Genomic DNA, 14,363 nt, shown 5'->3' with positions numbered 1-14,363 from the left:
TTACCCCCTGTCTTCGAGGAGAAATCGCCGTTTGGGTTCACGGTTCAACGGCCTCAAAGGAAGCTCAATAAACGTATAACCCCAGACTTCGCGCATCGCCGACCTGAGGACGAGCCACCGTTCAGTAGATCGTCCCGTAGACAGTTCCATGATACCGAAGATCGGGCCGACAGGTTCTAAAGACCCGCTGTTCTGTAGCCCATAAGCGTCACTGGTGTTATACGCCAATACGTGACAGGAGTTTTCAGACTCAACCATGCCGACCATCTCTTTCATCGATATCCCTGAATGGTCGTCTTCGTCGATCATCATGTCGGATGTGGACTTCCGAATCTCTTCCTGCAGATAGTAGACCTTCGCGTTCCACTCCTCAGAGATCAGAACTTGAAGCCCTGTGATGACGAAGCCTTTATCCGGTGTCATACAGGAGCTGGCCGTCTGATAGCTGCTCATCGCGTCGGATGCTTTCCATTTGAAGCGGGATGTGATCCCCTTTCCCACGGCCACCAGAAACTGCGCTTGTGGATCCGATAGTCGCCCCTCCGTGAGACCGTAAACATAATGCGGTCGAGGGTGGGCCATTGACTTCGGCATGATCGTCTCTTCTTGGATGCGGGTGAGATGATAGAGATCCGTCCGGTGATAGAGCAGGAGCACCTCTTCGTTGGGCGCAGGCGGGTGAGCGAATGGAATGAGAATACGGTCACCCTCTTGCTGAGCCGGATAGAGCCGGATTTGGCCGTCAAGAAAGCTCAAAGTTTCCGCATCTGCCATTGCCACAGCTAGGAGTAACGAGATCGTCCAAAGGAGTAGGATCGAAACCGCCTGTCTGAGACTGCCTGTAGGATCCATTCCTTCATCATGAGAGTCCCGTTTGGCTTGCATTGATTTTGTCGGTTCGGTCAGATTGCTCGAAATCGCGACACAGGTTGTATTGTCCTGTCGCTCGAAGGGCATGGCCCTGCCGTTCACCCGCTTCGGCGAGGTGTCGCCGAAGAATCACCAGGGACCACGGCTGTCAAACCGTGGAGCTCCACCACCATGCTCCGTCATACCACTGTGACTTGCAGAGGTCAGCGCTCCCCTCGGGACACTCCTAGGCAACTAGCTAGTTCCCGGCTGATGGTGAAGGCTGTATACTGCCGGTAAGGTCGCCCTAACCTTCTCCGTTAATATTGCTTGAAAACGCTCGGTCGGACAAGGCCCTTCTGCGTGATCAAAGAATTCGCCGTCGGTGAGGAGTCGACGTCCCTCACGACAACGGCCGTCGAACTTCACCGATGAACCAGCTTGTCCTCATAGCTCTCCGACGGCCGTACACATTTGTCGTGCTGGCTATTCTGATCGTGCTGTTCGGGACTCTGACGATCCAAGACATGCCGACCGATGTCTTTCCATACATCAATATTCCCGTCACGTCCGTGGTCTGGATCTACAACGGGATGTTGCCGCAGAAGGTGGAAGGGCGCATCACGTATATGTTCGAGCGCTTCGTGACCTCCACGGTGGAAGGGATCAAGTATCTCCATAGTCACTCCTACTACGGCATCAGCATCACCAATATTTTTCTTCAGGACGGCGTGGATGTGGGGCGGGCTGAAGCGGATATCACGGCGATTGCACAGAACGTGGTCAAAGCGCTCCCGCCCGATATCTCCCCTCCCATGATCATGCGTCTTGCCCCATCGTCGATCCCGGTGGCGATGCTGCAAGTGGGTTCCGATACGATGACGCCGGCGGAGCTCTATAACCTCGCCTACATGCGAATCCGACCCCTGCTCGTGACGGTGCCCGGCGTGATCGTGCCGCATCCATACGGGGGCCAGCCCATGCAGGTCATGGTCAACCTCGACCACCAGCAATTGCTCGCCCGCCATATTACCCCGGCCGATGTTCACGACGTGCTCCGGCAACAATACCTCATCCTGCCGTCCGGAGACGTCAAGATCAAGCAGACCGACTGGATCGTCCAGACCAACGCCTCACCGATGAAGATCGAGGACTTCGAGAATATTCCGATCAAACGCGAAGGCAACGCGTTCGTCTACATGCGCGACATCGGCACGGTCCGTCTCATGGGACAGGTGCAACAGAACGCGGTGCTGGTGGAGGGCAAACAGACCGTCATCATCGTCGTGATGAAGAGCACGGAGGCGTCCACCCTGGACGTGGTGGACGGGATCAAAAAAATGATCCCACGTATCCAGAAGATCGTCCCGAAAGGCGTGAAGATCACACTCCTCGATGACGCATCGGCGTTCGTCAAGGACGCGATCTCGGACGTTCTCCACGAAATGTTGTCCGCCGGCCTGCTGGTCGGCTTCATCGTGCTGGTGCTCTTGGGGTCCTGGCGGCCGACGGTGATTATCGCCACCTCGATCCCGCTCTCCATCCTGACCGCCATTATCGGCCTCCATTGGCTCGGGGAGACGATCAATGTGATGACCTTGGGCGGTCTGGCGCTGGCCGTCGGCATCCTGGTCGACGATGCCACCGTGATGATCGAGAATATCGATCGCCATCTCGAAATGAACAAACCGCTGGAGGACGCGATCATCGATGCCGCCAATGAGATCGTCGTCCCGACGCTTGTCGCCACCCTAGCCATCGCGATCGTCTGGTTGCCGCTCTTCAGGCTCAGCGGCGTGTCCAGCTGGCTGTTCATGCCGATGGCGGAGGCGGTCATCATTGCCATGCTCGCCTCCTTCATTCTGTCGCGCACGCTTGTACCGACCATGGCGAAATACTTGCTCGTCAAGGGCCACCAGGCGTCACCGGAACGTCAGGAGCATCAGGTTGGCCGGCGTACCAACGTGACGGGACTGATGAGTTTCTTCACCCGTTTTCAAGCCGGCTTCGAGCGCCGCTTTAATCGATTTCGCCAAGGCTATGAAGAGCTGCTCGAAGGGGCCGTGGATCGTCGTCGCAGCTTCGTCACCATTTCGCTGGCCGTCGCAGTGGGCTCCTTTTCCCTCTTTTACTTCCTGGGACGCGACTACTTCCCCGAGATTCGGTCGGGGGTCATTCAGATGCATCTGCGCGCGCCGCTCGGCACGCGCATCGAAGTGTCGGCACGCATCACTTCGCTTGTCGCCGAAGACATCGCGACGTTGCTGCCAGGTCAGGTGGAAAACGTCGTCAGTAATTGCGGACTGCCGGCCGGACCGCATAACCTTGCCTTCATTCCGACGCCCACGATCGGCTCTCAGGATTGTGATCTGACGATCCTCTTGAAGGATGGCAAGTCGCCGGTGTGGGAGTACCGGCGCATTCTCCGTAAGGGCTTGAAGGAGCTCTACCCAGGGACCGAATTCACCTTTCAGCCTTCCGATCTGACGGCAAAGATCCTCAACTTCGGCGAGCCCGCGCCGATCGATGTGCAGATCAACGGCCCGGATTACTATCCGAACTACGAGTTCGCTCGTAAATTGGTGGGCCGGTTGCGTCGGATTCCAGGCGCCTCGGACGTGGTGATCCAGCAGACGATGCGCACGCCGACCATCATGGTCGAAGGTCGCCGCACGTTCGGCCTTGAGGTGAAGAAGACCGAGAAGGACATCGCAGACAATCTCCTTCTGACGACCGCCGGAAGCCAACAAGTCGACCAGATCTATTGGCTCGATCCCGCAACCGGCTTCTCCTATATGATCAACGTCTACATCCCGCAGCCGCAGATCAACAGCATCAATAGTCTCAAGACCATCCCGGTCGGTTCCTCCGGCCATGCGTCAGATACAGGGGTGGAGCTGCTCGGGAATTTGGCCAGTCTCTCACCGGTGGGAACACCGGGCGTGGTCACGCACGGGAACATTATGCCGTTGTTCGACATCTACATTTCCGCCGAAGGGCGTGACCTCGGCGCGGTGTTGGAGGACGTCGAGGAGATCACTCATGATATGGAGAACGAGTTGCCCGAAAGTGCGGAGATCCAAATCCATGGCCAGGCCTCCCTCATGCATGATGCCTATGCTGAACTGGTCTTCGGTCTGCTCGCCGCGATCGTGCTGGTCTATCTGCTGATCGTCGTCAACTTCCAGTCCTGGCTCGATCCCTTCATCATTATCACGGCTTTGCCCGGCGCACTGGCAGGCATTGCCTGGTCGTTGTTCCTGACCCATACGCGGCTGTCGGAACCGGCACTCACGGGTGCCATCATGTGCATGGGCACGGCGACCGCTAATTCGATCCTCGTTGTCTCCTATGCGCGTGACCAGCTCCAAGAGCATGGTGACGCGCTGCGGGCCGCGATCGAAGCCGGGAAAACCCGCTTTCGTCCTGTGCTCATGACGGCTTCTGCCATGATCCTGGGCATGGTCCCCATGGCGACAGGGTATTCGCAGAATGCACCGCTGGGGCGAGCGGTCATCGGTGGCTTGCTCGTGGCGACGGTCTTTACCCTGTTCTTCGTGCCCTGTGTATACGCGATTATCTACAGCCGGCGAATGGCTCGGCAAAAGGCATCGACCCCATGATGAAGGCACTCAACAGAAAGCGCATTGCGGTGTTGGCAATCTTGTTATGTCTGCTCTATCTCGGCTATCGGATTTATGACAGCAGAAGCGATGCCGCGGGGCTCCGTGAAGCGACGCTCGAAGGCGCCATTGCCACGGTGGCCGTTGTCTCTCCCAAGGCGATGCCGGCGACCGAGAGTATCACGCTTCCCAGCACTATTGAGGGCTGGTATGAAGCGCCGACCTACGCGCGAGTCACGGGTTACGTGCACATGTGGTACAAGAAATACGGAGACTGGGTGAAAAAAGGCGACGTCCTCGCCGAAATCAGCACGCCGGATCTCGACGCCGAATATCGGCAGGCCATAAAGGATCTTGAATCGGAACGCGCCAAGTATCGGCTCGCCTCTGTGACCGCGAAACGTTGGGTTGCCCTCCGCCCCAATCATGCGGTCTCTGAGCAGTCGATCACGGTGAAAGAACAAGAACTGAAAGCCCAGGCTGCGGTCGTCGAGGGCGCGGAACAACAGGTCAAGAACATCGAGGCGTTCATTGGGTTCAAAACAATCATCGCCCCCTTTGACGGGGTGGTGATTCAGCGCAACATCAATGTCGGTGATTTGGTCAGTAAGGAAGGCAATCTCAGCACCCCCAATGCAAAAAGTAATCTGTTTACGGTGGCCGTCGTCGATCGGTTGCGTCTCTTTGTCAATGTACCGGAGTTCTTCGGCCCCTTCCTTCACCCAGGCTTGACGGCCGACGTCACCGTGCCGCAATTGCCCAATCGCCATTGGACCGCCAAGTTCCTCACGGTCGCCCGTGGATTTGACATCGCTACGCGGACGGCGACCACGGTCTTCACGATCGACAATAAAGATCATGCGCTTTGGCCTGGCTCCTACGCCGAAGTCCACCTCACGACATCGGTCGATCGGCAAGCCTTTATCATTTCGACCAGCGCCCTGGTCTATCAGGAGCAAGCTATGCAAGTGGCCGTAGTGACGGAGGACAACCACGTGCATTTCAAACCTATCACCGTGACACAACTCATGGACAACGTGGTCGAGGTGGCACAGGGGCTTTCCGCGAGCGACCGGGTCGTCAACAATCCCAACGCCACGTTGCTCGAAGGGGACGTCGTGCGCATCGTCACGCCGAGGCCGGGGTATGACCTCGTCACGACAGAAGAGTCCGAGCCAAAGACAGCATCGTCACGGTGACCACGGCCGGCTGACGGCGCTCAGTACCCTGGAGCCGACAAAGTGACAGTGCTCTAATGTGTTTGGTGGTGATCATTCACTGCTGGCAGTCGGCCCTTCGGGCCGCGAGTGTCAACTAATCGAAAGATGCCCTATTCATAGACTCTCTGCATTTCTGTCTCGAACATTCAGGCTTATAGGTTCGCGGCATCCTTCGCTCGTGCCGTTACCACAATAGCTTGCATCGTTGAGCGGCATGGGTTGTCTCCACCAACTCGGGCTAAGGCTGTCGCCACTGCATCGACGATTGGTCCGGGAGAACCACCGCGTTCTTGAATTTCGGCGAGGATCGGCGCGCCTTCGATGAGCCCAATCGTCAGTGATGCGGCCGTGTGGCTGTAGCATTCCTTCTGGACTGATCGAATATTGATTCGATCAAATCCACTTGCCGTCAGCAAACTGCGCAAGATGTCGACATCGTAAAAGCTACAAGGCGTTTTGAAAAACTGCGGCGGATTTTCCGGGAAGAATCCTCCAACGGTCTCATGCGCAATGATGCCCCAGGGGTTATTCTCCATCCGATCCCACACACTGAAGGTGAGCAAGCCACCTTTGACCAGCACACGACGTATTTCTCGAAACGCGCGGTCTTTATCCGGCACGAACATGAGTCCGAACTGACAGACCGCCACGTTAAATGAAGCGTCGGGAAACGGCAGGTTCGCGATATTCGCCTGTTTCCACTCAATTCCCTTCAGGTCCGGTTTCTTCTGCGCATAGTCGAGCATGCCGGGATTGATATCGGTTGCGGTAAGGGCCACAGTCGGCGCCAGATGAGCACGCAACTGCCGGGTAACGATACCGGTCCCGCAGGCCATTTCAAGAACGGAGCCTTTGCACAGTCACCAGCTACACGATGCGCAAGATCAATTGCATAGGGCTCAAACAAAGCCGATCCGAGGTGCTGTTCATACAGGTCGCAGATCGGGGCATAATCATGTTCGATGGTGTTCATTGCGATTCTCCGTAGCATCTGAGAATCGGCGGCACTCAACGAGTCAAATATTACTCTGGTAACGTGTTTATGATCAATTGAACGGCTCAACATTCCTGATGGGGACACGATTCTTACATGTGATGGTCCGTTCGAATTCGGCAGCACTTCTCTTCTAGCTCGCCGATGACATGCGAATGGCGATTGTGGCTTGCATGGCCTGAGACGGCCAGGCCAAGCCTTTGAAACCGCCCGGCTCGTCGTTCTGCCAATGAACCAGATGATTTTGCGGTGGTAGTTAGTCTCAGCTTTCGGTGGAACCGCGCCGAAACTTCCTACGTAGGAAGGCAAAGGATTTCGTCAGGGAGCTGTCGGCAAGATCTGAACGCGGATGGTCTGCGGACGCTTTGAGATCCCTAACGGGCTGGTGCTCGAACTTCTCTCCGGGACAAAACCGGCTCACGTCGATCCACGCTTCGCATCCGATCGAGATTGGTTCCGCCTGGAGTGAACGGGAGGTGTGGTGCTCCTCGGAATGGTTGAAGAAGAAAGCCATCTCGTCCTTCATTAATTTCGGCCCACCGCGACTTTTTCTCATTTCTGGCGAGCAAGGAGAATGCCACACAATTGATTGAATGGGGTGAGGCGAGCTTTTCGTTCATCGCGTTGATTTTGAAGGATAACGGTTCCACAAGAGAATCGTATGAAGATTGAGGTTCTGTATCCTGCAGGATGCAGAGATGTATCCCAACGTGCGTGCCTGTACGTCAATCGGAACTGATCGGCCTGGGCAGGAGACGGGGAGAGGTACTAGAACTCTCCTGCGTTCACTTCTCGCACTCGTTCGGCTGGGATGCTGAGTGCTGCTAGAAGGTAGTCTTTGAATTGGTCGCTGTAGGGTTGGACGGCGAGCGCTCGTTGCATGCAGAGCAACCAGGCATCGCGCTCTTCATGCCCGATGGGAAACTTTTTGTGGAATCCCGGAATGCTGATCGGCCCATAGTGCTGCTGAAACAGCTTGGGACCACCAAGCCAGCCGCACAGGAAATAGGTCAGCTTCTTGCGCGATTCAGTTAAATCCGAGGGATGCATACTTCTGATGGTTTCGGCTTCAGGCAGCCTGTCCATATTGACGTAAAATTCGTCCACCAAGCGAGTGATTCCCGCAAGTTCACCTGCCTCATGATACGGAGTGGTTTGTACGCTGTCTTCCTGTTCACCAACGGACATATGTCTTCGTGAGGCCTGGTGTTACTGTTTGGCGTAGAAGGGCAGGGTCTGAACGGTGGCCGGATGTCTGCCACTCTCAAATTCCACGGCCAGATCCGTGCCAGGCTTGCTGAAGTCGCGCAGAGGAAATCCGAAGGCAATGACCTTATTGAGCTGGGGTGAATGGACGGCGCTGCTGATCCAGCCTACTTCGCGATCACCACTGTATAGTTTGGCTCCATGCGACGGAACGACTGAATCCTTTAGGACAAGCCCGACGAGCTTGCGGCGCACATTGCCGTAGGTATCCATCCGTGCAACGACTTCTTGTCCCGGATAGCACCCTTTGTTCAGGCTGAAAGCCTTTTCCTCAAGATTAGCTTCTGGGGGCACAATCTCTTCGTTCAAATCAGCTCCGGCCTTCGGGAGGCCCGCTTCGAGGCGCAAGGCTTCTCGCGTGTGGGTTCCGAATGCCCTCATGCCGTACTTGTCTCCGACCTGCATGGCACTGGTCCAAGCGGCTAGGAGGCCATCCGTGGGGAGCAGCACTTCAATATCAACTTCTCCCGTTTCTTCGGTGCGTAACACCAGGGCGTGATGTCCGCTGATCTGTGCGGTGACAAAATCGACCGGCTTTACGTCCGTGACGTCCACACCGAACGCGGATTGCACCACATGCAGAGCCTTCGGTCCGCTGATCAACAGCAGCCCCCAGCTCTCGGCACAGTTTTCCATCTTGGCTTTGGTCCCGTAGAGCAGGAACTTGCGTAGGGCCTGGAACGTGGTGTCCCCGATCTCGCCGACGTCTTCCAGCATGACGGCTTCTGTCTGCATATACAGGCGGAAGTATGTGAGCATCTTGCCTTTGTGGGTCAAAAAACTGGAATAACGGCCTTGCCCTGGTTGGAGGGGAAGGATGTCGTTGCTGATGACGCTTTGCAGCCACTTCACACGATCCTCGCCCGTGACTCGGAGCTTGCCGCGATGGGAGAGATCGGCTATCCCCACGGTGTGGCGGACGGCACGATGTTCGGCCGCAACGTCGCCATAGTGGGCCGGTATTTCCCAGCCGGTGACGTCCTCAAACGTCGCTCCAAGTTGGGCATGTTGCATGTGAAGGGGGGATTGTTTCATCGAGAACCCCTGAGAAGTGAAACGTTAGGTGTGAGACGAGCTACCGTGTTGTTCCGAAAACCGTTCACGCCTTGCTCCTTACGCCGGACGTGAGTATTTCTTCCACCAGTTCCCTCGTGCGGGCTGAAAACTCATTACGGGAGACTACTTTCGTCACTCCCAGTGCTTTCGCACGGTTCCAAGTATCCACTTCTTCATGATTGGCAAAGGCCAGTGTCGGAATGCTCTTCAATCGTGGATCGGCTTTCAGTTTCTCCAACGCTTGAAAGGCATCAAGGGTGAGGTCGTTCATATTGAAGAGGATTACCCTTGGGCTGGCCGATACGGCCTTATCGACAATATCCTGTTGTGTACGTGCTTTTTCAAGCTGGTATTCCGGTTGACGTAATGCGTCTCTGACTTTGGTGTAGAAGAAAAGATCTGTAATGGCGACCAGGATGGTTGTGTGGTTTGTCTGGTTCATTTGATTTTTCTTGTTTACAGATTAATGTCCGGCACAATGAGATGAATCGAATAAACGGAACAAACCAGATAAACCAAACAAGCCGTTTCAGTTCAGGGAGCTGACCAACCGTCCGAGCGCCTTCCTGGCCAACACATAGTTTGGATCCAGAGTGAGCGCTTTCTTATACGAATCGATTGCCTCGGTCCAGTCGCCTTTGCGCTCGTACACGCGGCCGAGATTGAGGTGCGGATAGGCCGGACTCTCGTACCGCTTGGCCTGGATCGCCTTCTGAAACCAGGGAATGGCCTCGTCGAATTCGCCCTTTTCGATCAGGTAGGCGCCGATGTCATTGTAAGGGTTGCCGAAGTCAGGGTCCTGCACGATGGCCTTGTGACATTCCTCAATTGCCTCGTCAATCCGCCCCATCCAGCTATAGGTCCATCCCAAGAACGTGTAAGCTTCGGCAGTGGGATGAGTCGCAAGCGATTTTTTGTACAGGTTGACGGCTTCCTCCAATTCACGCTTCATCTGTTGCTCATAAGCCTGCTGAAAGAGATCCCATGCCTGGCGTTTGTCTTCTTCGCGGCCTTCGCCTTGGACCAAAAAGTCTTGAATATCCATGTGAATCACTGAATGGTCGATAGTTGAGGGTTAACGAGCATCGGCTCCTTGTCATCCGCCATGAACCCATCATTCATCAACCATTCCCTCACTCCTGTTTCAGCTTCTTCTTAATCAATTCCGCTCCATATCGCCCGGACAACAGCATCGAGCCGAAGGCTGGGCCCATTCTTGGAGTGCCATATACGGCGGCGACGGCCAATCCGATGACGAAACAATTCGGATACACTTCTCCGGTACGGTCCATGATCTCTTCTTCGGATCGTGCGACCCACATGGCACCGTTTCCCGGCAACTTATTATACAGGTTTCGCTTGTGAAGAAGCTCGACTAGGATCGCGTCATGGCCGGTGGCATCAACGACGATCTTACTTTCAAGGGCGATGGGATCGACGTGGATGATATCATGACCGGCCATCTCGGCAGTGGTGCTGTTGACGACGACTCCTTCCAATCGGCCGTCATTGCGCAGGATCAAATCCACCACTCGCGTCAGATTCATGATCTTGGCGCCGGCATTGTACGCGGCGGCAATCAAGGCTCCGGTGGCGTGCGGTGGGTCGACTATATACATTCCCTCGCACTCTTTGATCTTCTTACAAGGCACGCCGATTTCTTCAAGAATTTCATTCGCCGGCTCGCAGATGGTGGCCTTGTTCATGAGATACCCGCCGGACCAGAATCCACCGCCGAGAGCCAGGCTTTGCTCGATGAGGAGCGTGCGAAATCCCATCGCGGCCAAATCGTGCGCGCAAATAAGCCCGGATGGTCCCGCGCCGACGATAATGACGTCACTCTCGATGAGCTGATCAAACTCTTTATAGTATTCCCGGGCGATCTGCCGGGTGATATCTCGTTCACGTAACGGTGCAGGTCTCGGTTTGGCCATGTGGTGCTCCTACCGGTAAATCTCCGACCCGGTTTGTTTGAACTCTTCGGCCTTTTCTTTCATGCCGATCTGAATCGCTTGTTGTTCGTCGACGTGGAGCTGCGCGGCGTACTCTCGGACGTCTTGTGTGATTTTCATGGAGCAGAAGTGTGGCCCGCACATCGAGCAGAAATGCGAGACCTTGGCGGCATTATCGGGAAGCGTTTCGTCGTGGAACTGCTGCGCGGTCTCCGGATCGAGAGAGAGGTTGAACTGGTCTTCCCAACGGAACTCGAATCGAGCCTTCGACAGAGCGTTATCACGCGCTTGGGCTCCGGGGTGACCTTTGGCCAGATCGGCCGCATGCGCGGCAATCTTATACGTGATGACGCCGGTCTTGACGTCCTCGCGAGTCGGCAAGCCCAAATGTTCCTTCGGAGTCACGTAGCACAACATGGCACAGCCGTACCAGCCGATCATGGCGGCGCCGATGCCTGATGTAATGTGGTCGTAGCCGGGTGCAATATCGGTCGTAAGCGGTCCCAGCGTATAGAACGGTGCTTCATGGCAAGCCTCGAGCTGCTTTTCCATATTGGCTTGAATCAGGTGCATGGGCACATGGCCTGGACCTTCGATCATGACCTGCACATCATGCCGCCATGCGATCTTGGTCAGCTCGCCCAATGTCTCGAGCTCGGCAAACTGCGCTTCGTCGTTGGCATCGGCGATCGATCCCGGTCGGAGTCCGTCACCGAGACTAAAAGCGACGTCGTAGGCCTTCATGATTTCACAGATCTCTTCGAAGTGCATGTAGGCGAAGTTTTCTTGGTGGTGTGCCAGACACCATTTCGCGTGGATCGAACCACCACGCGAAACAATCCCCGTCATGCGCTTTGCGGTCATCGGCACATAGGCCAGGCGCACGCCGGCGTGGATGGTGAAGTAATCGACGCCCTGTTCCGCCTGTTCGATCAGGGTATCGCGAAAAATCTCCCATGTGAGGTCTTCCGCCTTGCCGTTCACTTTTTCGAGCGCTTGATAGATCGGCACCGTTCCGATCGGCACCGGGGAATTGCGGATGATCCACTCGCGGGTTTCGTGAATGTTTTTGCCGGTCGACAGGTCCATCACGGTATCGGCGCCCCAGCGAGTGGACCAAATCATCTTCTCGACTTCCTCTTCGATCGAGGAGGCGACGGCGGAATTGCCGATGTTGGAATTGATCTTCACGAGGAAGTTCCGGCCGATGATCATCGGCTCGCTTTCCGGATGGTTGATGTTCGACGGGATGATCGCGCGGCCACGGGCAACCTCGTCGCGCACGAACTCCGGCGTGATGACCCGAGGAATGGCGGCACCCCAGGCAAATCCAGGATGCTGCGTCACCCCACCACCATGGCCGTTCCGGGATGCAACATCGGATTCGGTTTGGCGCGATTGGTTCTCACGGATGGCGATAAATTCCATCTCTGGTGTGATGATGCCTTTTCGCGCATAGTGCAATTGGGTCACGTTGCGACCAGGCTTCGCCCGCAACGGCCTACGGATATGCTGAAAACGAAGTTCTACCAACTTTGGATCGGCCGCACGGATGCGGCCGTAGGTCGAACTCACGTCGGGAAGCTCTTCAACATCCTGTCGGCTGAGCACCCAGGGGCGTCGCAATGGCGTAAGTCCCTTACGGACGTCGATCGTGACGGCGGGATCAGTATAAGGACCCGAGGTGTCATAAACGATCACGGGAGGATTGTTTGATCTCGTCCCATTCGTCCCCTTCGTCTGGGTCAAGCTAATTTCTCGCATCGGGACGCGGACCCCCGGCTGCGTTCCGTCCACATAGACTTTGCCCGATGCCGGAAAGGGCGTCGTGGTCAATGAAGAAGTCGGGATCCCATTCCCGGTAACGGATCCGTTTGTATTTGCCTGGATGCTCATAAAGAGATCCTTTCATGGTTGATCGACGTGCAGGGTCCACTGCTGACGACGGCATTCGTGCAATAAAAAAGCCGCCTTCCCACAAGCCGGGAACGCGGCTGAATTCCTCACAAGATCCGATGTCGCCCGGCTTCCCTACGCTGGTATTATCCAGGTCAGGTTGTGAGGGTCGTCCGATCAATCGGACTCTCAGCCTCAAGGCTCCCCTAGCTATAGAGGACAATCGTATTCTTTCGAGATACCGAAGTCAATCGGCTATTAGGCCTATTCCACTTCTTCTCCTTTGGGCGGGTGACTAGGGCTTTTCCTCGATTGGCGATCCGTTGATTGTGGAAGGGGCCTATCGTAGAATCAATTCCCTTACGTTTGGAGGAGTATTGTGACGGCTACTGCGACGCTACCGAGGCCAATCACCGAGTACCAGACTCAGTCGACGGAGGAATTATACCGCCGGACGACAGCAGCGAAGAGTGCGCTCGGTGAGCAGGTCATGATCCTGGGCCATAATTACCAGCGGGACGAAGTCATCCAGCATGCCGATTTTCGCGGTGACTCGCTTATGTTGTCGAAATTAGCCGCCGAACGATCCGAACGCCCCTACATCGTCTTCTGTGGCGTGCACTTTATGGCCGAGACGGCAGACATTCTCAGCCGTTCCCGACAAACAGTGATCCTGCCGGACATGGCCGCCGGTTGCTCGATGGCGGACATGGCTGCGATTGAGCAAGTCGATCAATGTTGGGAAGCGTTGGGACGCGTGGTTTCGGTCGAGGAGACCGTGATGCCGGCGGTGTATGTGAATTCAGCGGCGGTGCTCAAGGCGTTTTGTGGGGAGCACGGCGGAATCACCTGTACGTCCTCCAATGCGAAGGCCGTAATTGAATGGTGTTGGGCGAGGCGAGAAAAAATTCTCTTCTTTCCTGATGAACACTTGGGCCGCAACACGGCGAACAAAATGGGCATTCCCCGCGAACAGATGATCGTGTGGGATCCCTATCAACCCAACGGCGGGAATACCAAGGAAGCTATTAAGCGAGCCAAACTGATCTTATGGAAAGGTCATTGCAGCGTCCATCAAATGTTTCAACCAATCCACGTGGATCACTTCCGCAAACAGTATCCGGACGGCAACGTCATTGTGCATCCAGAATGCCACGAAGATGTGGTCAATAGGGCGGATCTCATCGGATCGACCGAGTTCATCATTCGCACGGTGACCGCTGCGCCGGCCGGCACAATATGGGCGGTCGGGACGGAATTGAATCTCGTCAATCGACTGAAGCATGAACTCACCGATAAAAAAGTGTTCTTCCTGTCATCCACGGTCTGTCAGTGCGCCACCATGTTTCGAATCGATGCGGCACACCTCTGCTGGGCCATGGAGAATCTTGCCGAAGGCCAGATCGTCAACCGTATTGTGGTACCGGAAGACGACAAGCGCTGGGCGAAGGTTGCATTGGACCGCATGATGGCCATCAGTTAGGGCTGGTGCCTCCCCCCTTCCTTC

11 protein-coding genes and 1 riboswitch are annotated in these 14,363 nt (G+C 55.8%); of the genes, 3 read left to right on the top strand and 8 right to left on the bottom strand.

Translation table 11 applies throughout. The annotated features are described in order from the left end of the window. Positions 1-852 carry a hypothetical protein gene (locus tag P0120_03810; GenBank protein ID MDF0673460.1) on the bottom strand — a complete coding sequence of 284 codons (852 nt, stop codon included), beginning with the start codon at positions 850-852 and terminating at the stop codon, positions 1-3. A 428-nt stretch (positions 853-1,280) separates the two neighbouring features. On the opposite strand from P0120_03810, the gene P0120_03805 reads away from it, so the two are divergent. Together P0120_03805 and P0120_03800 are read left to right on the top strand one after the other, a co-directional pair. Continuing rightward, positions 1,281-4,472: an efflux RND transporter permease subunit gene (locus P0120_03805; GenBank protein ID MDF0673459.1), complete on the top strand. Its 3,192-nt coding sequence runs from the start codon at positions 1,281-1,283 to the stop codon at positions 4,470-4,472. Further along, complete coding sequence (locus tag P0120_03800; protein ID MDF0673458.1) at positions 4,469-5,671, top strand: efflux RND transporter periplasmic adaptor subunit; 1,203 nt, start codon at positions 4,469-4,471, stop codon at positions 5,669-5,671. The genes P0120_03805 and P0120_03800 overlap by 4 nt, the downstream gene beginning before the upstream one ends. A 173-nt stretch (positions 5,672-5,844) precedes the next feature. On the opposite strand, the gene P0120_03795 is transcribed toward P0120_03800, so the two are convergent. From P0120_03795 to thiC, 7 genes are all read right to left on the bottom strand, one after another. Continuing rightward, on the bottom strand, positions 5,845-6,552 hold the full coding sequence (locus tag P0120_03795; protein MDF0673457.1) for a methyltransferase domain-containing protein: 708 nt from the start codon (positions 6,550-6,552) through the stop codon (positions 5,845-5,847). A 902-nt stretch (positions 6,553-7,454) separates the two neighbouring features. After that, the gene (locus tag P0120_03790) at positions 7,455-7,874 is read right to left on the bottom strand and encodes a group II truncated hemoglobin (protein MDF0673456.1); all 420 of its coding nucleotides are present in this window, start codon (positions 7,872-7,874) and stop codon (positions 7,455-7,457) included. A 21-nt stretch (positions 7,875-7,895) separates the two neighbouring features. Continuing rightward, on the bottom strand, positions 7,896-8,987 hold the full coding sequence (locus P0120_03785; protein MDF0673455.1) for an aminomethyltransferase family protein: 1,092 nt from the start codon (positions 8,985-8,987) through the stop codon (positions 7,896-7,898). A 64-nt stretch (positions 8,988-9,051) separates the two neighbouring features. Next, on the bottom strand, positions 9,052-9,450 hold the full coding sequence (locus tag P0120_03780; GenBank protein MDF0673454.1) for a histidine kinase: 399 nt from the start codon (positions 9,448-9,450) through the stop codon (positions 9,052-9,054). 87 nt (positions 9,451-9,537) lie between these two features. Continuing rightward, entirely contained in the window at positions 9,538-10,053 is a 516-nt protein-coding gene (locus P0120_03775; protein ID MDF0673453.1) for a tetratricopeptide repeat protein, read from the bottom strand. An 88-nt stretch (positions 10,054-10,141) separates the two neighbouring features. Next, positions 10,142-10,942 carry a sulfide-dependent adenosine diphosphate thiazole synthase gene (locus P0120_03770; GenBank protein MDF0673452.1) on the bottom strand — a complete coding sequence of 267 codons (801 nt, stop codon included), beginning with the start codon at positions 10,940-10,942 and terminating at the stop codon, positions 10,142-10,144. 9 nt (positions 10,943-10,951) lie between these two features. Beyond that, the gene (thiC, locus tag P0120_03765; GenBank protein ID MDF0673451.1) at positions 10,952-12,856 is read right to left on the bottom strand and encodes a phosphomethylpyrimidine synthase ThiC; all 1,905 of its coding nucleotides are present in this window, start codon (positions 12,854-12,856) and stop codon (positions 10,952-10,954) included. Positions 12,857-12,971: 115 nt separating this feature from the next. Next, positions 12,972-13,074: riboswitch (TPP riboswitch) on the bottom strand. Between the two features lie 161 nt (positions 13,075-13,235). Here thiC and nadA point away from each other — a divergent pair. After that, positions 13,236-14,339 carry a quinolinate synthase NadA gene (gene nadA, locus P0120_03760; GenBank protein MDF0673450.1) on the top strand — a complete coding sequence of 368 codons (1,104 nt, stop codon included), beginning with the start codon at positions 13,236-13,238 and terminating at the stop codon, positions 14,337-14,339. Positions 14,340-14,363: the final 24 nt, after the last annotated feature.

This window comes from Nitrospira sp., assembly GCA_029194675.1.
Classification (GTDB): Bacteria; Nitrospirota; Nitrospiria; order Nitrospirales; family Nitrospiraceae; genus Nitrospira_D.
The sequence above is the reverse complement of the archived record's forward strand: the minus strand, read 5'-3'. Positions and strand labels throughout refer to the sequence as shown.

Coding starts and splice junctions, on each gene's coding strand:
- P0120_03770 (MDF0673452.1), bottom strand. CDS start 10,942: ATGGCCAAACCGAGACCTGCACCGTTACGTGAACGAGATATCACCCGG.
- thiC (MDF0673451.1), bottom strand. CDS start 12,856: ATGAGCATCCAGGCAAATACAAACGGATCCGTTACCGGGAATGGGATC.
- P0120_03800 (MDF0673458.1), top strand. CDS start 4,469: ATGATGAAGGCACTCAACAGAAAGCGCATTGCGGTGTTGGCAATCTTG.
- P0120_03775 (MDF0673453.1), bottom strand. CDS start 10,053: ATGGATATTCAAGACTTTTTGGTCCAAGGCGAAGGCCGCGAAGAAGAC.
- P0120_03805 (MDF0673459.1), top strand. CDS start 1,281: ATGAACCAGCTTGTCCTCATAGCTCTCCGACGGCCGTACACATTTGTC.
- P0120_03780 (MDF0673454.1), bottom strand. CDS start 9,450: ATGAACCAGACAAACCACACAACCATCCTGGTCGCCATTACAGATCTT.
- P0120_03785 (MDF0673455.1), bottom strand. CDS start 8,987: ATGAAACAATCCCCCCTTCACATGCAACATGCCCAACTTGGAGCGACG.
- P0120_03790 (MDF0673456.1), bottom strand. CDS start 7,874: ATGTCCGTTGGTGAACAGGAAGACAGCGTACAAACCACTCCGTATCAT.
- P0120_03810 (MDF0673460.1), bottom strand. CDS start 852: ATGGATCCTACAGGCAGTCTCAGACAGGCGGTTTCGATCCTACTCCTT.